Here is an 18,524-nt window from a genome sequence, read left to right on the forward strand (position 1 = left end):
ATCGATTTTTGACGATACCGTCACGCTAGCAGAACACAGACTGATCTTGTCGATTGTCGAGAAGATTTCGTCACGGCCCACGAGCATTCGCAAGCCGCGTCGCGATGCACCCGTACAACTATCTCTATTCGAGGAGTGAGTATGTCGACGACCTCCAACTCTTTATTGCTCGCTCCAGATCCGATCTCAGGGGAGTCACCTTCATCGTGGCTTCAGCGATTGAGCCTAATGCATGCCGTCAGCACTCGGACGCTCCTGCGCTCCATGGGGATTCGGCATGTAGGAGATCCCGATGTCGACCTTACTCCGCACGTGTATTCAACCCTGGTACAGGGAACAAATGTCTCTGAAGCCTGCGTTGATCATCTTGCAGGGATTTATCAGCACGTGAGCGAAAAGCGATACCGCGGCATCCTGTTACGCGACGATCAGCGACAGCCAGCGTACAGGTTCTGTCCACAATGTCTCGCCGGGGACGAAGTTCCTTTCCTGCGAGTTAGCTGGAGGTTTTCCGACTGGAATATCTGCCCGGAACACCACGTTCGAATGTGCTATCGATGCGCTACGTGCCTTTCGCCGTTTCCGGCTCTGCGTCCACCGCGGCGCTTCTACGGACCCGACCTGAGATGCTGCTCGAATTGTGCTGCCGACCTCACTTTGCATCCGGTAAACCACATAGCAGATGAGGAAACCGCAGCCTTAACGAAAACGCAACGGGCTCTTGCAAGCGCCTTCCTGCTTGGCCGCTGCTTCATCAAGGGGAACCCAAACGAACTCCCTCTGCATTACTTAGTAACGCTGATGGGCTTAGGTCACGTTGAAGCACACGGAAGGGGTAACTCGCGAGCGGCACCGAAATTTCGATTTTTCCCCAAAAAACGCGACAGGAGGCATCTTCGTCGATGAAACGGCATCCATTCATTTAGCCGTATCGTGCCCGCGAATGCGGCGTGCCAAAGTTGCCGGATCTCGATGAAATGCAAACGAAATAGAATAGAACGGGTAGCTACGAAATCAAAACATATCAGTATTTCAGCTGCAAAATCTTGTCTGAACCGGATCTCGGTCTGGATAAACGCCGGACGCAAATTCATTGTCTGCCCTGCAAGCGCCCCAATCGTGCAACCGGTTCGTCACTTCGGCTAAAGTCGCGCCGATGCGCAAAATTCTGATGCGCGTGCACCGAGCCAAGGCACGCCGCGGACGGTCGAAGGAGGTTCGTTCTGTTGACAGGCGATGACTTGAGATGCTTATTCCGTTTCGAAATCGTTTGCTACCCGAAGTTTTCAGCCGTTCGTTGAAGACAGTCCCAAGAGGCCGACGAGTTCGTCCAATGTGTTGATGGTCGGCACCGAAATAGATGATTGTCCAGCGCGATCAAGATGGATAGCCCGCATGCCGAACGCGGTAGCTCCCAAGTAGTCGGCAGAAAAAGTGTCGCCAACCATGACGGCCTCACTCGGCGAAACTCCGATTTTCGCGCAGATCACCGAAAAGATGCGAGGGTCGGGTTTCAGACACCCGACCTCAAATGACCACGCGTGCTCTGCGTGGACGGGCAGGATATCCAGCAATCGTTGCGCGTACGGTTCGGCAAGATTCGATACGATCCCAATTTTGATGCCTGCGTCGCGCAGTCTTCCGAGGACCATCATTGCATCTGAAAAAAGACGCATGCTATCGAGTTCTAGGTTCAAATCCGCTTCCAGGGACTCGAGATCTATTGCTGCCGGAGCAAACTCGCCTGCGGCCGCGGAGAGCCCCAAAGGTCGCGTCATTACCGCTTCGAGCATGTTCCTGCGGTTCGAACACAGGCGTGCAAGCTCGGTGAACGGCCGCGTCTTGTAGTGCAGTTCGCATAACGTTCCGAATGCATCGAATACGACCGCTTTCATAGAGCTCTTCACTATTGGCTGCGCCCAGTAGGCGAAACATATTGCGCTGCGGACAGTCGATGTTCGAAGCGCCTCCCGGCAAACGAGGATGCACGATTATTGCTGCAGCTAGCAGCTGACATCACCGACATGAGGCCTCAGAAAGCGTTCCGCGTTCGCCCAACCTCACTGGTCCGGGGACAGATTTGATAATCTGCGCCGGCGTCACCTTTGCAAAGTATAGGTACACGCCCTTCAACAAGCTGCTCTTCCCTCCAAATATTGTCTCGTACCTGATCTGGACTCCCACACTAGAAGCGCTCGCGAAATAGTCGTGTCCGCAAACACATATCCCCGCCTAGTGCCCACGTAGATCGAGAGCAAGCGCTTAGACGGGGCTAAAGAGGCTGCATAAAATGCCGTTATAACGCAGCGAATGGTATATGACATTGGGACTAGTGGACGCCAAGAGTATCAACGTGCACTCAGGGCACGGCAATCTGCTCGACATTCTTCCCTCACAAGTGGAGCGCGAGCAAAGCAGCGATAATCGGGGGCGGCGAAATCATAGCGCAACGAATTGTGAGATTCGTCAAATCCACGGAACGTCTGGATATGAACTGGAGGCATTTCGCCCATGTAATCTACGAGACGCTATCGGTCTGGAAGCGCTTGATCACCTTCTTCCGTGACGACAGTGCGCAGAACGCCGACAGTCCATGCAACGTCTGCGACCTAGCATCCTCGTGACGACCATCATCCCCAGAACAAGGATCGCAGCGCCGCCGAGCCTGCGAACCAATCACACCGGAATCACACCGCATGCGAGCGCGCGCCTTCTTCGACAATATCGATAACCACATCTGGATAGAGCTGGCGAAGGCCCAGAGCTCCCTCCGCGTGTGTGTCGCATGGATCAACTGGGAGAAGCACAGCCACGTCCTGAGCCGCCTCGCATCTCGGGGTGTGAAGGTGGAACTGATGTACAACGCTGACGCCAGCAATTCTAGGTACATGACCGCGCCCCCCGGAATCGCCTGCTTCCCCGTTAGGATGCCGGGTCAGGCAATCATGCACAACAAATTCTGCGTTATCGACGAAGCCGTGGTCATCACGGGCAGCTTCAACTGGTCACGAACGGCGCCCAAGCATTTCGAAAACATCGTCGTCATTGAAAACGATTTCCGGCTAGTCAAGAGCTACCTCCACGAGTTTGAAGACCTAAAGAAGCATTATTTCGATCTTCCGAAGCTACCTTACATCCAATGCGACGAGCCGCGGGGGAATACCGTCTGCCGCAGGAACGCGTTCCATATTGGCATTCTTGGTCGCGAGACGGGTATCTATGCGGAATCCGAGATTTCGCTCTACTCCGTTTGCGAGAATCTGCACGTCCGGCTCATCGGCCGTGAGTTCATGCAGTCACTGCACACCGACATTGGACTGCTCCGCGAAGACCATTACGACGACGACCTCGACTACTCACGTGAAAAAATGCTGCACGACTACGAGATTGAGCGTGACATTGATAGAAAAATGGAAGGCGCTTTCCTAGGGACATTCAACAAATCCGCCCACGCTGTGGGATACGTTGCAATGCTGAATGAGGGCTACAACCTGAAGTACGGCGCGGACCCCGAATGGGCAATTAGCATGCTATGGCGTCATCCCTGCTACCGCAAGACTATTCCAGACGTCTATGAGGATGACCATGGAATCGGCGAGATCTTGCTGGATCGCTGCGGGCGCACCTACTAATGAACGCGAGCATCGGGATCGCGGGCGCACTTCTCATGTGCCAACGCCAGCGCTGGGTTTTCTGTCGCGCGTGTGAGAAAACGGCAATCGGCCGCAACGTATCGGCGCAGGCGAAAGACCAGGAATATGCGCCACGACTATTCTGGGATCGACATCGGCCACAAACGGTCGATGTTCAAAACGGCATGCTTTCCATCGTATTCGCAACCTACATCCGCCGCCTGACCTTCCGCTCGTCGCATACATCTGGCACTTGACAAAGAGCGCATCGTAATCGCATAGTTGACATGCGCTTACAAAATGCGAATACATAGATGAAAAAGCAACTTTTTACCATGCGCCTGAGCGAGTCATTGGCGGCCGCATTGGAATCGATTAAACAACGCCGGCAAGAATCTTCATCCGCCGAAGTCGCGCGCCGTCTGCTGGAACTGGGTGTTGAGGCCGATCGACGTGCGACCGAGACATTTCGCTCCCTGCCAGAGGAGCCCCGGGCAGCATTGCTTGTTCTCCGTGATCGTTACTATCGCGACGATACGCTGACGCGCGAGGAGTGGGAATTCCTCGCGAGAATGGCCCACGGAGCCTATCTGCGCCCAGACCGATCGTTTGTCACAAGATCCCTCCTGGTGGAGATCCTGAATGCTACAAAAGCGTTGCTGAGCGCCAGAACGCACCACCTTGGCACACAGGAGCTTCCATCCGACCGCTACTACCGCTCAAAACTTGACCTGCGCGAGGACGAACCTCTACTCGAGGGCATCGATAGAGTGGCCGCCGGCTTACCCGAATGGCCGGGTGCCACCTACGCGGAATGGCTCACGCGGCCGATCCAAGGCTATTTCAATGGGGAAGAGCCCGCGTTACCCGACGATCTACTGAATCGAGCACTAAAACCTCATCTTTCAACACTGCTTACGCTCGCGATCCGTGCTTTTTGGCGAGCTGAGGGTAAGCCGGTTACTGACGCGAATAACGACTCCCCGACTTTGGGAAACATGAGGCAGCTCAACCCTTTAGAGTTAGACGGCCTCACACTTTCATTCACGGTCATGAATCAGCGCTTAAGCGCAATTCTGGATTTTGGTGATATTTGTCCAATGCTTTTGTCACTGTCCTCGCCACCCATTATCAACGATTTTTTTGATTTGGTTACTGCAGCGACGCGATCTGGAACGCGTCACCCGCAGTATGAAGCCGGACCGCGTCGCATCAGCCTCCCAACTCAACATTACAAAAAATTCGTCCTCTGGGATGGTGATAAGAATTTTCACTTTGAGATCGCCGAGATGGAGCGCATTGCAAATCTCGCGCGCGCTGCAAGGAGTGATCCGAATTTCATCTCTCACGAGAAAGCCACACGCCTTGCGTATGGCGTAATCTAACAGCTCGCAAATCTCCTTCGATCAATAGGATTCAATTAACTTTAATACGTTTAGGTCAGCATTACCCAGAACGCGGCGCCACGGCAGATGAGCAGGGAAGGACACCCCTCCAGTCACCGCACACTTAACCATTTTTTAAATATCATGGCCGACTGCATCTACTGTCAAAAGCCGGGAAAAAAATCACGAGAGCACGTTTTCCCCGATTTTTTGCTTAAGGCGAGCGACGCGCGAGGAATTTTTTATTCGAACTCCGCTGATGGCTATTTCGATTCCGACGCAGTCGTCAGAGATACCTGTATTCCCTGCAATACCGGCCCGTTAAGCCGCCTCGACAGCTACGCAAAGACACTTTACCAAAGATATTTCGCTCGGGTACTGGTCGACGCCCGTACAATCAGATTTGACTTCGATTTGTTACTCAGATGGGTTTTAAAGGTAACCTTTAACGCCCAAAGGGGATTCGGCGGAATCAGTCGGCATCTACTTCATTTGCGTGGCTACATGCTCGGAAAGGAATCTCGGCCCGACAGTCTTCTATTTCTAGGGGTAGCAATGAAACGGTCCTGGGTCGAAGGAAAATGGAAGACGCCTCGCGACCTGCGCGCCTGCGATATACGTATCCCGGAGCTCGATTTAGGAGTAGAGCTATATTTTTGTCACATGCTTGTCATTAAATCATTTTGCTTCATCACCCTTGACCTCATCAACCCTTCAGAAGACGGTAAACGACGAGTAGTTCAATTTCTCGCCAATACCATCGGAGCGAGAGAAATAACTTCAAATTCAACCGAATTCCAGTTTGACGCCGGCATTTCAAAGATAGATCACATCTCTCACAATATTCGCCAAGCAGCACAAAATCCAAAAATGTACCCGGAAAATCGGGAAATTGTCATTGGCGACAAGACGATTCGCCTCACGGGGCTACCCGAAGACCGACCAATCAGAAGGAGCCGCATTGCAGAATCAAAACTGGCACTAACGACGATTGGCATCGAAGGCGGCAAAGATAGTGCGTGTCTGATACTATTCAAATTCCCTGCGTCGCTCCACGAATTCGACAATTCAATTACGGATCAAAATCACAAGACCAGTAAGATATGCTACGCAAGTCTAAAAAGGAGCGATAACAAAACGTACATCACACTGCACGACCCCTTTGAACCCGGAGTCCCTCACGTTAAGGGCTCATCCGGAATCTCACAGTCTACCGACAACTGGAATCGCTTTAAAAATGCCGTTTTAGATCGCGGTTATCTCTTTTTGACGGACCAGCGCATCCTGAAGGACTCAACAATCGTGCTCAATTGTATCGAGGTTATCTCGATTGAATACATCTAGCGCCTTCCTCTGAGATCGCTAGGCGGCTCGTCGCGAAGCATGGCAAACACTCGTTTGACGAGTGGGTTACGCCAGCCCAAAGAGTCGCACGCTGGCCTGCATAGTGGACCTGACGGTTTCAGCAAATGCGGGAGCGGCTAGAATTGGCCGACTACGCGACTACCTCGTGAACTGACGAGCATCACGGCGACCACGCGCCAGAAAGTTCAAAGTTAAATGAACCAAACTCAAGAAAGTTCAAAGATAGATGAATCTCCGGTTCAGACTTGGCTGAGCAGTTCCCCCGGAAAGCCTTGCAGCATCGACATGAGCGGTTCAATCTTGAATGAACCTCGACATCGGGCCCGCGAGGCTCGCTCAACCTTGAGCCTCGCTCACTTGGGCCCGTGCTCGAGTCGTCCTGAATGAGGTAGGAAAATCGACAACATATCCGGCAAAAACAATAACTTAGCAAGACGCACGCCCGTGCCTCGGAGGGAACCAAGAAGATGCCCTGAGCCGCTTCCTCGAGCCGTCGTCACGGATATCCCCCGGCGGCCGGGGTACCTCAGGGAAATCCCGTGCATCAAGGTGCACCCAAGCAAATTAAATGGGGTACGGACACTCCATGACGCTCACGATGTGGGCGCGGCAGCACCCTCGCCCCCCGTGGCCCGGACGAACTTCCCGGAACTTTCACAGCAGCGCGGGCGCCGGACTCTCGGAAACGGCACGCGGCGACACCTGGCCAGGAACCGCAAAATTCTCCACCGCCGAACATTCGTCGACCGCGTCGAGCCGGTAGCCATGCGTATACACCGCACACAGTTGAAGCCCGTTTTCCGGACGGAGCGCCAGTTTTTGTCGAAGCCGGTAGATGTGGGTGTCGAGACTCCGCGACGTTCCATCCAGCGCCCGCCCCCACGCCAGCGTCGACAATGAATCCCGGGAAAGCACGCTCCCGATGTTATTGAACAGGAAATTTGCCAGCGCGAACTCCTTTGCCGTCAAATCAATGATTTTTCCGTGCAGTGCGATGGTGCGCGCAAGCGGATTCAGTACATACGGCCCGACCTCGACCCTGCTATCGAGTCTTTTGTTGGTGCCCTTTCGGCGCAACAGCGCATTGACGCGAGCGGCCAACTCGATCTCGCGAAACGGCTTGCCGATGTACTCGTCGGCGCCTGCATCCAGCGCGGCCGCGACATCTGCTTCAAGCGTTCTCGCAGCCAGGAACAAGACGGCCGGCTCATCTCCGACGTTAGCCCGAATCCAGTGCAATAAATTCAGGCCGTTGGCGTCCGGAATCCGCCAATCGAGCACGATGAGTTCAACCATCTCCCTTTTAAGAAACTGGACGGCTCGCGCGCTATCGCACACCCGGGAAATTTCCCGATTCGCCCCTCGCAGCGCCATTTCAAACGCTGACGCCTGACCCGGATCCCCTTCCACCAACAAGATACTCATAACACCCCCAGCCTTCGTCGACCCGAATGATTTACATCGCACTCCAAATCGATCGCCTGCATACACTTGTACAAACTTGACGTCTTATTTTTAACCGCTGCCGATCGATTGAAATCAATCTCACCTCGACACCAACCTCACAACCCCATCACCACGCAACCTTCGAACCCTGACTAGCTGTCGACGAGCCGGGAGGTTCACCGCGGCGCAACATGGCCCACTCAGGCATGTCACTTAGATGTTACTAACATATCAGTAGAATATCGAATCGCCTGCCGAAGATCAAAGAGGGGTAAACCCGTTCCTTGAACTTGCCCCTTTTACCTCGTGTTGAAAACAGGGGATGACCGGACTAATATGTTAGTGATATTCCTGCAGCGATTACTTACGCACATGAACGGACTAACGGGTAACACCCTTGCCGAACAGGCTCACCAGAATCTCGAAGAACTCATCGTCACGCTCGAGCTTGCGCCCGGCAGCGTCTGGTCCGAGGCATCGCTCGCAGAAAAGCTGAATATGGGGAGAACGCCGGTTCGCGAGGCCGCACAACGATTGGCCGCTTCGCATCTCCTTCAGATCGTTCCGCGACACGGCATCATGATCACCGTCCCAAACATTCACGATCAGTTGCTCGTGCTCGAAACACGTCGTGAACTCGAACGTCTCGTTGCACAACGCGCTGCACGGCGGGCATTGCCCGAGGAGCGCGAGCAGATCCGCGAAATCGCCGAAAAACTCGATGCGGCAGGCGAATCCCGAGACGTCGTTGCCTATTTGCGATGCGTCTATACCGCCAATCAGCTCATCGCGCAGTTTTCTCGGAACCGCTTCGCCGCCGAGGCTATTGCACCGTTACATGCGCTGTCGCGGCGCTTCTATTTCATGCATCACAAGCAGCTGAATGATTTGCCGACAGCAAGCCTACAGCACACGAGAGTCGCGCGTGCAGTCGCTGACGGTGACGAACAGGAAGCCGGACGCGCATCCGACATGATGATGGACTATATCGACGCATTTACACGCGACTGCTTTACGCGTGACTTTGAGCCGCATCGCTCGCGAGCATCGGCCTGATCGTACTTTTCGGCTTCGATTTGCGACATCAACCGAAGGCTGCGCCGCGTGTTTTGATGCGCCACATCGCACATTTGATCGCGCGCCTTCGATGAATTGAGCAAGCACTTAAGCCAGGCAAATGCCGCGCAAGATCGATCGCGCACATGCCCGGATCGGCGCAACATCACTAATTGCCGCGGGGTCGCATGGACACCCCGCCCATGTCGATCCATCCCGCCGAGTGCCAAATCCATTACTCCTCCTGCCGCCATCCCTACCCACCCGGAACCGCGACGCCTCCCCTCACCGCGGAATTCCACGCCTTTCGATCAGTCGATTCATTTGATCCTCTCGTACGGGTTCAGAGATGTAGTATCCCTGGCAATCAATCTGCGCGAATGCTTTCAGCCACTCGAATTGCGCCCTGGTTTCGACACCTTCCACGACGACGTTCTTCTTCAAGCGGACCCCGAGCTCGACGAGCGTTTCGACCATCGCTCTCGATTCAGCATTTTCATGAACGTCACGCATGAACGATCGATCCAGCTTGAGCGTGTCGACTGTCAGACAATGCAATTTGGTCAGCGACCAGCATCCTGACCCAAAATCGTCGATTGCAACACTCACGCCGAGATCCCGGATCGATGCCACGGCAGCGGCAAGTGCGTCGATCGGGCCGGGATCGATGGACTCCGTCAGTTCAATTTGAAAATTCCCGGCACATACACCATAGGAATCCAGAACACGCGATAGTCTTCCTGCCATCTCCGGTCGCGTAACTTCATGAGCGGGCAAATTTACAGACAGAGATAAATCGCGATAACCGAACTCAGCCCACCTGGCAAGCACACGTGAGGACTCCGCGATCACATAGTCGGTAAACCGGCATGTCAGATGCGAATTCTCGACAAGGTCGATGAACGCTGCCGGCATCAACACACCGTGCTCCGGATGATGCCAGCGTATTAAAGACTCGAATCCGGACAGCAATCCGGTCTGAAGGCGAAGCTTGGGTTGATAGGCAAAGAAGAACTCCTTCCGAACCAATCCACGCTCCGCGTCTTCGACAAGATCATTAGTATTGCAACGCACGGCCGTACCATCCACAGCGATCTCCAATGCACGCACTCAAGATTTCGTTGCCTGCTGATACGACCTTGCTCCCGCTCCGGGCTTTCCGTCGGCCGTGCATGAACATGCAATTACTTCCACTGGTACAGCATGCCGGCACCGATCACCTTCTGACCGCCGCTGAAGCCGCCGTTGATCGACGCCTTCAGGTTGTCCGTGATGCGAGCCTGCATGTTGACCGCCATCGCCTTCTGGCCGAGGAAGGTCGACGTACCCACGCCCATCCCGAAGTTGGCATCGCGGTCGAGCTGCGGAATCGATGCCATCGCGCCGACGGCCGCAATACCCTGCTTCGCCATCTGGTCGGTCTGCTGCAGTTGCGAACCCAGCGAGTTGATTTGCGCCTGCTGACCCGACAGTGCCGTCGACAACGTCGATTGCACCGCGTTGAGCTGGTTCACGTTGACCGCATCAGTGCCCTGCGTACCCGGCGCCACGTTGATGACCTGGCGCTGCTGCGTATCGCTGCCGACGGACACCACGTTCTGGCGGCCGCCGTCACTCGAATTCGCGCCTATCGCCACCGAGTTGGAACCGGCAGTGACGGTCGGCCTGTCGGTACCGTTGCCGTTCATGTCGGCAGCAATGCCGGCGGCGTTCCCGGTTTGCGGTGTGTTGTTCATCAATGTGGATAACTGATTCAGCTGGTTGTTGATGTTCGTCACACCGGTCGACAACGATGCCACGCTCGCGTTCGTCGAGTTCAGGCCGGTGGACAGCGCGCTGATGCTGGCCGCCGTCGACGTCGACAATGAGCTGATCGCGGTTGAGGTCGATGTGGCAAGCGCGGTCACGTTGCTGTTGGTCGCATTCAGGCCAGTCGACAGCGTGCTGACGGCGCTGTTTGTCGCGTTGAGCTGGCTGCCGTTGATCGCGTCCGTGCTGGTAGCCGAGACTCGGCCGGCAGCGACGTTCGCGATCTGGCGTTCCGCACCCGGTGAACCGACGCTCAGTACACCCACCGGATTGGCGCCGGCGACCGAGTACGTGACGCCGCCGACCGTGACGCTCGATACACCAACCGCGTTACCCGTAACCGAGTTCGCGCCGAGCGCGATCGAGTTGGCAACGTTCGCGGTGGCGTTCGATCCAAGCGCGAGCGCGTTGGCCGCGCTGGCAGTGGCGCCCGAGCCGTAGGCCTGTGCGCCTATGGCGCTGGCCGTGGCCTGGTTGCCCAGTGCGATCGTGTTGTCCGCAGTGGCCTGGCTCGAATTGCCGACGGCGAGCGCGCTGTTGCCGGTTGCCGTGCTTGCGTTGCCGACGGCAACTGCGCCAGTGCCGGTCGCCGTGTCGTTCGCACCCATCGCGACCGCGCCGGTACCCGTCGCGACACTCGGATCGCCGATCGCGACCGCGCCGTCGCCGCTCGCGGTGTTGCCGGAGCCGATCGACACGGCCTTGCCGCCCGTGGCCGATGCGCTCTGGCCGATCGCGACCGCACCGTCCGACTGCGCGTTCGAACCGTAGCCGACGGCGACGCTGCTTGCGCCCGCGGCAGTTGCGGCTACGCCGGCGGCCAGCGAGTCGATACCCGTCGCGGCGCTGTTCGCGTAGTTCGCCCCTTGCGCACCGCCATCGTTGACGCTGTAGTAGTGCGTTTTCGCGGCTTCGATTGCGGTCGAAGTCGATGTGGACAACGACGTGATCGAACTGCCGGTCGAGCTGAGGCCCGTCGACAGCGAGCCGATGCCGGTCGACGTCGACGTGGACAGCGACAGGATCGTGCTGTTCGTGCTGCTCAGGCCAGTGGAAAGCGACCCGATGCCGGTCGACGTCGACGTGGACAGCGACGTGATCGAGCTGTTGGCCGAGCTCAGGCCGGTCGACAGCGACGTGATGCTCGTCGACGTCGAGGTGGACAGCGAAGTGATCGAACTGGTGGCCGACGATAACCCCGTCGAGGTCGACGTCGACAGTGACGACACCGTGCTGTCCGTCGAGCTCAAGCCCGTCGACAGCGAGCTGATGCCTGTCGACGTCGATGTGGACAGCGACGTGATCGAGCTGGTGGCCGCGGAAAGGCCCGTCGACGTCGAGGTCGACAGCGAGCTGATCGAGCTGTTGGCCGAAGACAAGCCCGTCGACGTCGACGTGGACAACGACGTGATCGAGCTGTTCGCCGACGACAGACCGGTTGACGTTGACGTCGACAGCGACAACACCGTGCTGTCCGTCGAGCTCAGGCCGGTCGACAGCGACGAGATTGAACTGTTCGCCGACGACAGCCCTGTCGAGGTCGAGGTGGACAGCGAGGTGATCGAGCTATTCGCCGACGACAAGCCCGTCGACGTCGACGTCGACAGCGAGGTGATCGAGCTGTTGGCCGATGACAGGCCCGTCGATGTCGACGTGGACAACGACGTGATCGAGCTATTGGCCGAAGACAAGCCCGTCGAGGTCGACGTAGACAGCGAAGTGATCGAGCTATTCGCCGACGACAATCCCGTCGACGTCGAGGTCGACAGCGACGACACCGTACTATCCGTCGAGCTCAGGCCAGTCGACAGAGAGCTCATGCCCGTCGACGTTGAAGTGGACAGCGAGGTGATCGAGCTATTCGCCGACGAGAGGCCCGTCGAGGTCGACGTGGACAGCGAAGTGATCGAGCTGTTCGCCGACGACAAGCCCGTCGAGGTCGAGGTGGACAACGACGTGATCGAGCTATTCGCCGACGAGAGGCCCGTCGACGTCGACGTGGACAGCGACGTAATCGAGCTATTCGCCGAGGACAAGCCCGTCGAGGTCGACGTCGACAGCGAGGTGATCGAGCTGTTCGCCGACGACAGGCCCGTCGACGTTGAGGTCGACAGCGACGACACCGTGCTGTCCGTCGAGCTCAGGCCGGTCGACAGCGAGCTGATACCGGTCGAGGTCGAGGTGGACAGCGACGTAATCGAGCTGTTCGCCGAGGACAAGCCTGTCGACAACGAGGAAATCGAGCTGTTGGCCGAAGACAGGCCCGTCGACGTTGAGGTCGACAGCGAAGTGATCGAGCTATTCGCCGACGACAAACCCGTCGAGGTCGACGTCGACAGTGAGGTGACCGAGCTGTTCGCCGACGACAGGCCCGTCGACAACGAGGAGACGGAGCTGTTGGCCGACGAGAGACCGGTCGAGGTCGAGGTGGACAACGACGTGATCGAGCTGCTGGCGGACGACAAGCCCGTCGACGTCGACGTGGACAGCGACGTGATCGAGCTGCTGACCGACGAGAGACCGGTCGAGGTCGACGTCGACAACGACGTGATCGAGCTAACAGCCGACGACAAGCCCGTCGACGTCGACGTCGACAACGACGTCAATTGAGAAAAGTTCACTGCATCGGTCGGATTCGTACCCGCCGCCAAACTCGTGATCTTGTTGTTGTTCAGCGACGTCGTGTTATTCAGCGTAATCGTCCCGGTCGAACCGGCATTCAGCATTATCCCGCTTGGGCCGTACAGCGTTATCGCGCCCGCGGCATTATTTCCGGTCGCCCCAACCCACATGTAGGCCTTAGTTCCCGATACACCACCGCTAGCACTTGGACTCTCCGCAATGATTACCCCAGTCCCGGTTCCGCAGTTCCCCTCAGATCCGCTCCAAGCGCCGGTTGTCAATGTGGTGTTCGTACCCTGAAGAGACGTTGTGCTGGACGCGGTGCCATTACAATTTCCAATAGCCCCCGCCCATGCCTCATTAGGCAACACTGCCGTCAAGATTCCCGCCACCGCCAGGAATCCCAAGACGCCCTGCCTGAACCGCATCGTCTGCACGCAAGATTCGCTCTGACCAGACGCATGCCCACCTTCCTGCAAGCAGGCGCTCTTGGAAGCCTTACCACGCGCGTGCGTCAACTCGGACGTCGCCACCCACACACCGAGCGCTTCATTCCAGATGCTTCGATAGATCTTGTTCATATTGTTAGGTATCCGATATTACATTATTAGAATTTGACGTCCTGGCCGATCATCGGATCGGCATGCTCGGCGTCAACGGCTCTCTTGGTTCATGGGGTAACGCGTCACTATCTGTATTTCGAGTTCCGCCACACGATCTCAATCTTTATGACGCGGTGGTTTTTACACACTTACAAATCAGGAAAACTTATTAATTAACGTCAAATGGTTTCCGGTCGTTTCGTCAACGCCGTGATCGATCACGATCACGGTTGGACAGTCATCATCCGCCGCGAGCAGATCGCCAATGAAGCGGACGACGTTGAGACATTTGATGTGCTGCGTACATGAGTGGCACGGAGCAATGCGTTCGCGCCGTGGTCTGGAGCGCCAGGAACAATACGTCGGTAGTTCGTGTGGTTCGATTTCTTGACGCAAGCCTCCCGAGAACCAACTGCGCTGAACCTACGACGATCCGCAAAAGCTGGCCTCTGGAGATAGAGCCGGCGAATGGGGCGTCATGCACGGCCCGCTATAGCTTGTCGAGACCGATCTGCTCCACGACAAATACCTGTTGGTCGCGTTCTTTGTGCAACAGCCTGTTGTGTTTGACCATAAAGCCCTCCCAGTTGAGCGCTACGCTCGGCGTATCGAAATGCCTGAACCACAACGAATCGAACCCAGCTTCGAGGCACCGGGCGATTTGCTCACGCATCGGCGTCTCGACCAAGACCATACGCAGGATCACGGCGATCATCTCGTCGCTCAAGGCCTGCGGCCCTTCCACCAAACGACGGCTAGTGGCCATCAGTCCAATCACACGCCGTCAGCACCACATGTGGCCCCAACAGCAGACCGCCTGACCACTCATGCCGAATTTCGCGACAACAGCTATCGGGTGCAGCTTGCCGTCCGTAAGCATCAGCAGAGCCGTTACCCGCGCACGGATCTCCTGATACAGGCGATCGACAGCGTTACAAAGTTTGCCGTCCGATTTCTCAAATAACGCAAATGTCTCGAGGCACGAACCACTCGACCTTCATTTCATTGCGTAAATCAAATTACTCAATCTCCGCGATCAAAACCGGATATCTCAAACTGCTTGCGATCCTTGTCGCGAATCCAATCAGGCGCACGCCCTACCCCGGACCACGTCGCCCCGCTGACAGGATCGAAATAACGCGGCCGCCGTTTGGTCGCTCGACGCAAGATATCGACTGTAAAAATATCTTCAGGAGAAAACCCAAACTCGCGAACACAATATCGAATCTCAAGCAAGATCGCCTCGGCAGCGGCTCGCCGCTCTTCGGCAATCCGAGATTCCAGCTTCGCCCTACTCTCCAAATACCGCCGATACGAGTCCAGGTTACGCATTTATATAGTTACATCTCACCATTCACGAAATGAGGCACCGATCGAGCCGACAACCCGAGAATATCTCGCCCCTCGCTCCGACCCTCGCCATCTATCGCGGCAAGTTTCAATATCAGCGATAGCGAATGACTCATGCCTGCTCCGTCGCGCAAACAATTCCAATCACTAAAACACCCGGAACGCGCCAGACCCGACAATCCATATGAAGCATGCTATATGGGCGAATATTTAAAATTGACAACATTTGTCACGAATCAATTGCACCCCAAAATCCAGCTCGTTCAAAAAAGTTGACAAAAGAACAGTCTGGAAATGCCACTCTATTTCGAAAATCAATCCTGCCTTTCGGCCACACGACGCCCAGGCGGATGGTTTCAATTTACTTTCGCTTAAGTCCGACAATTCAACCTACCCATGCACGAGGGTATGTACGGATACAAGCGACACGATAAAAATGGTGCCAATGAAAATTCTTGCCGTTGACGACGAGCCAGCACAGGCAGCGTTCATCCGCGACTCCCTGATCGCCGAAAGGTTCGATGTACGAAGCGCCACCCGGGGCGTAGAAGCCATACGCCTCCTCGAAACCGATACCGTCGATCTGGTCGTACTCGACTGGAACTTGCCGGATATTTCCGGACTGGAAGTCCTCGCCTGGATTCGTGCGCGAGTCGGCAGAGATCTCCCGGTGTTGTTCCTGACGAATCGCGTGCGTGAGGAGCAGCTTGTCGTCGCACTCGATGCAGGGGCTGACGACTATATGGTCAAACCGGTCCGTCGCCATGAGTTGATCGCGCGAGTACGTGCTCTCCTGCGGCGGGCCTACCCAGTGAACTCGACGCCAACGTCGATCAACATTGGTCGTTATCGCCTGGACCTTGTGACCGAAACCGTATTCTTGAGCGATGAGCCGATCAGACTGACATCGAGAGAATTCAACGTCGCCGTTGCCCTGTTCCAGAACTGCGGCCGCGCCATACCAAGAGACGCAATGATCAAGTCGATATGGGGGCGCCATAGCGACCATATTTCCCGGACGCTCGATACACATATTTATCGTGTGCGGTCGAAACTGCGTCTCGGCCCCGAAAATGGTGTTCGACTTCGCGCTGTCTACAATCACGGCTATCGACTGGAGTTGCTCGACGCCAACCACTCGCACGATGTCGAATAGCGGCTGCCGGCAACCCGGGCCGGCGACGGCCCTCCGTGATCCTGGCGCCGCCACTGGCAATTCGGCCGCCCGGTGAGCAAGGGCGCTTGCGGTCAGGCAATGGCGTCACGCTGACCGCCGCGCAAGCCATGCGCTGTTTGCACGATACGGCAGCCGACATCAGTGATCGATGCGCCATTGACCACGGCTTCCGTCTCTGCTGGTACCGCCAATTTCCAGGCGAGCGCCGTGACGCTCAGAATTCGATACAGGGAATGTTGCATTTTTCAACCTCACATCAGAGCAGCGTTTCCGGCATCGGTACGATCGCGACCGGCGCGGGAGACGGTACAGGCAGTCGTTACCGGGCCTGCTCGCGCGGCGGCCTGGTGATCACCTTCGTCGAGCCCTGAATCAGTCGGGATGCAAGCGGCGCGGGCTCACCGTGCCTGGGGCGATCGGCAAGCCAGGCCACGCAGACGGCCAGTGCGATTGCGCTCCCCCACAGTGTCAACAAAACACGCATCGTCACTTCACCTTCACCTGTTTTGCCGCAGCCTGCATGATTTTTGCCTGCGGTGTCGGTACCGTTTCGAGGACGATCACCAGTGTCACGACAAGTCCACCGATCACCAGACCGCACAGGCTGAGCATCGCTTTATTCATTGCGTCGTCACTGCATCGTCAGACCAAATGTTTCGATCGATTCGCACTGGCGAATCAGCTCACGGACTCTCGAATCGCACCGGGCAGCCTCGAGGCAATTCGTTTACCCAATTGCCATCGACACCTCGCGCGTTGGTCACCGGTGCATCAACCCGGGTGCCGCCGATTGCGACGAAACTACCGTTGGCAAGACGTGACGTGCGCGCATTGAACGCTCGCGCGTCGCGACGGCAAACCCCTTCCTTCGACAAACCTCAATCGCATCTGCGGTGGCATCACTCACTGTCCCGAAAAAAAGCCAAGCGCGAGCTTGGCGTCAAATCCGAGGGGAAGTGCCCCAGCAACAGAGCAGTGACGATGGTACCCGCCCGCACACGGCGAGATTTGAACGATTGTCACAATTAGTAATATTGATCATTTTCCGGGTCGATCATTCGTCGGCACCGTGCGATCGAACAACCGCGAGAGCGTACGTCGAGCGGGCCGCAGGCGCGTACATTGACAACAAATATCAAGCGGGAATTTTGCGTCAACGAGAGCGAACGGCGGATCGTTGATCGATCAGACACAGCGTCGTGTCTGATCGATCAACTTGCCGGAGACCTTTAGCTGCTGAAAATGACCGTCATTGCCGCTATCGCCTTTGCATTTGCTGGCGTAGCGAGCGCGGCAGATGTGCATCATCACCATCGCCATCACCACCACACGATGAACCGCCACTAAGCACGCGGGGCGGGCTGGCCGTGCCGCCCCTGTGAATCGTTGTGTACATGCGGGAAATCAACGCCCGCAGTTCATGCGCCGATCGGCGGCTACGCATCTTGACGTCGCCGCACTAAAGCAAAGAGCGTCGGCGCTTTCGGTCCGTCCGGGCAACACCTTCGATGTACTGGTTCGTTCTGCCGGCGTGGCGGGACCAGGAGAAGCGCTACCGCGCACTTTACGATCGACCGCCAAGTTTCGTTTGACCGAACGGAAGACGGCGCTTACCGTTCGACAACGCTGCGCGCCGCGGTGGCCGCCGGCCTCGCGGCGGCGTCGATCCCGGCCGCGAAGGCGGCGGATGCACCCGCCGCCGCGCCCGCGCCCGCTTTCGCGCATGACGACGTCGAGCCGTTCTACGGCAAGCACCAGAGCGGCATCGCGACGCCGCAGCAGCGCCACGCGTATTTCGCGATGCTCGACCTGACGACAGCCCAGCGCGCGGATGTCATCGCGCTGCTGAAAACCTGGACCGACGCCGCCGCGCGGATGACGCGCGGCGATACCGCGCAACCGCTCGCCACGACGGGCAGCGACGAAGTCGCGCCGGACCGACGCAGGTGTGGAGCGATACGGCGACGCTCGCATTCGCCGCCGCGGCGCCCTACGCGGCGTTGCTCGTCGCGCTGTCGCTCGGCGCATCGGGACTACTGTTCCTGCTGCTCGGCCGCGCGTCAGTGCGCGACTGAGCGCC

At 56.9% G+C, this 18,524-nt stretch carries 16 protein-coding genes and 1 pseudogene; 8 read left to right on the forward strand and 9 right to left on the reverse strand.

The genetic code is table 11. The annotated features are described in order from the left end of the window. Positions 1-1,286 precede the first annotated feature (1,286 nt). Positions 1,287-1,895, reverse strand: coding sequence for an HAD family hydrolase (locus tag C5O79_RS04250; RefSeq protein ID WP_122473618.1), 609 nt, complete (start codon positions 1,893-1,895; stop codon positions 1,287-1,289). Positions 1,896-2,696: 801 nt separating this feature from the next. Between C5O79_RS04250 and C5O79_RS04255 the strand changes: the two genes are divergently transcribed. The 4 genes from C5O79_RS04255 to C5O79_RS04270 all read left to right on the forward strand — a co-directional run bounded on the left by C5O79_RS04255 (position 2,697) and on the right by C5O79_RS04270 (position 6,361). Then, positions 2,697-3,632, forward strand: a complete 936-nt coding sequence (locus tag C5O79_RS04255) for a phospholipase D-like domain-containing protein (RefSeq protein WP_122473617.1) — start codon at positions 2,697-2,699, stop codon at positions 3,630-3,632. Further along, the gene (locus tag C5O79_RS04260) at positions 3,632-3,889 is read left to right on the forward strand and encodes a hypothetical protein (RefSeq protein ID WP_131931187.1); all 258 of its coding nucleotides are present in this window, start codon (positions 3,632-3,634) and stop codon (positions 3,887-3,889) included. Before C5O79_RS04255 ends, C5O79_RS04260 begins: the two co-directional genes overlap by 1 nt. A gap of 57 nt (positions 3,890-3,946) precedes the next feature. Then, positions 3,947-5,017 (forward strand): hypothetical protein, encoded by a 1,071-nt coding sequence (locus C5O79_RS04265; protein WP_122473616.1) that lies wholly within the window; start codon positions 3,947-3,949, stop codon positions 5,015-5,017. Between the two features lie 87 nt (positions 5,018-5,104). Beyond that, entirely contained in the window at positions 5,105-6,361 is a 1,257-nt protein-coding gene (locus tag C5O79_RS04270; RefSeq protein WP_131931189.1) for a hypothetical protein, read from the forward strand. Between the two features lie 675 nt (positions 6,362-7,036). On the opposite strand, the gene C5O79_RS04275 is transcribed toward C5O79_RS04270, so the two are convergent. Further along, positions 7,037-7,807 (reverse strand): response regulator transcription factor, encoded by a 771-nt coding sequence (locus tag C5O79_RS04275; RefSeq protein ID WP_047850625.1) that lies wholly within the window; start codon positions 7,805-7,807, stop codon positions 7,037-7,039. Between the two features lie 393 nt (positions 7,808-8,200). Here C5O79_RS04275 and C5O79_RS04280 point away from each other — a divergent pair, with 393 nt between their 5' ends. Next, positions 8,201-8,884, forward strand: a complete 684-nt coding sequence (locus tag C5O79_RS04280) for a GntR family transcriptional regulator (RefSeq protein ID WP_122474506.1) — start codon at positions 8,201-8,203, stop codon at positions 8,882-8,884. Positions 8,885-9,169: 285 nt separating this feature from the next. Here the strand turns inward: C5O79_RS04280 and C5O79_RS04285 are convergent, their stop codons facing one another. Both C5O79_RS04285 and C5O79_RS04290 read right to left on the reverse strand, forming a co-directional pair. Beyond that, complete coding sequence (locus C5O79_RS04285; RefSeq protein WP_081421092.1) at positions 9,170-9,994, reverse strand: EAL domain-containing protein; 825 nt, start codon at positions 9,992-9,994, stop codon at positions 9,170-9,172. A gap of 74 nt (positions 9,995-10,068) precedes the next feature. Continuing rightward, a pseudogene (locus C5O79_RS04290) lies at positions 10,069-13,605 on the reverse strand (YadA-like family protein); the annotation flags it as partial. Positions 13,606-14,100: 495 nt separating this feature from the next. On the opposite strand from C5O79_RS04290, the gene C5O79_RS38785 reads away from it, so the two are divergent. Continuing rightward, on the forward strand, positions 14,101-14,226 hold the full coding sequence (locus tag C5O79_RS38785) for a hypothetical protein (RefSeq protein WP_257791819.1): 126 nt from the start codon (positions 14,101-14,103) through the stop codon (positions 14,224-14,226). Positions 14,227-14,407: 181 nt separating this feature from the next. Here the strand turns inward: C5O79_RS38785 and C5O79_RS38365 are convergent, their stop codons facing one another. Both C5O79_RS38365 and C5O79_RS04305 read right to left on the reverse strand, forming a co-directional pair. Further along, positions 14,408-14,683, reverse strand: a complete 276-nt coding sequence (locus C5O79_RS38365) for a hypothetical protein (RefSeq protein ID WP_175018970.1) — start codon at positions 14,681-14,683, stop codon at positions 14,408-14,410. A 257-nt stretch (positions 14,684-14,940) separates the two neighbouring features. Next, on the reverse strand, positions 14,941-15,249 hold the full coding sequence (locus C5O79_RS04305; protein WP_236862309.1) for an H-NS histone family protein: 309 nt from the start codon (positions 15,247-15,249) through the stop codon (positions 14,941-14,943). Between the two features lie 463 nt (positions 15,250-15,712). On the opposite strand from C5O79_RS04305, the gene C5O79_RS04310 reads away from it, so the two are divergent. Then, a complete protein-coding gene (locus tag C5O79_RS04310; RefSeq protein WP_047850628.1) occupies positions 15,713-16,423 on the forward strand; it encodes a response regulator transcription factor in 711 nt (236 codons plus the stop codon). A gap of 92 nt (positions 16,424-16,515) precedes the next feature. Here the strand turns inward: C5O79_RS04310 and C5O79_RS38000 are convergent, their stop codons facing one another. The 3 genes from C5O79_RS38000 to C5O79_RS38495 all read right to left on the reverse strand — a co-directional run bounded on the left by C5O79_RS38000 (position 16,516) and on the right by C5O79_RS38495 (position 18,343). Further along, positions 16,516-16,686, reverse strand: coding sequence for a hypothetical protein (locus tag C5O79_RS38000; protein WP_160313537.1), 171 nt, complete (start codon positions 16,684-16,686; stop codon positions 16,516-16,518). A 244-nt stretch (positions 16,687-16,930) separates the two neighbouring features. Then, positions 16,931-17,068: a hypothetical protein gene (locus tag C5O79_RS38005; RefSeq protein ID WP_160313538.1), complete on the reverse strand. Its 138-nt coding sequence runs from the start codon at positions 17,066-17,068 to the stop codon at positions 16,931-16,933. A gap of 780 nt (positions 17,069-17,848) precedes the next feature. After that, the gene (locus C5O79_RS38495) at positions 17,849-18,343 is read right to left on the reverse strand and encodes a hypothetical protein (protein ID WP_236862308.1); all 495 of its coding nucleotides are present in this window, start codon (positions 18,341-18,343) and stop codon (positions 17,849-17,851) included. Between the two features lie 47 nt (positions 18,344-18,390). Here C5O79_RS38495 and C5O79_RS38790 point away from each other — a divergent pair, with 47 nt between their 5' ends. Next, complete coding sequence (locus C5O79_RS38790) at positions 18,391-18,519, forward strand: hypothetical protein (protein ID WP_257791818.1); 129 nt, start codon at positions 18,391-18,393, stop codon at positions 18,517-18,519. Positions 18,520-18,524 lie beyond the last annotated feature (5 nt).

This window comes from Burkholderia sp. SRS-25 (genome assembly GCF_004343765.1).
Classification (GTDB): domain Bacteria; phylum Pseudomonadota; class Gammaproteobacteria; order Burkholderiales; family Burkholderiaceae; genus Burkholderia; species Burkholderia contaminans.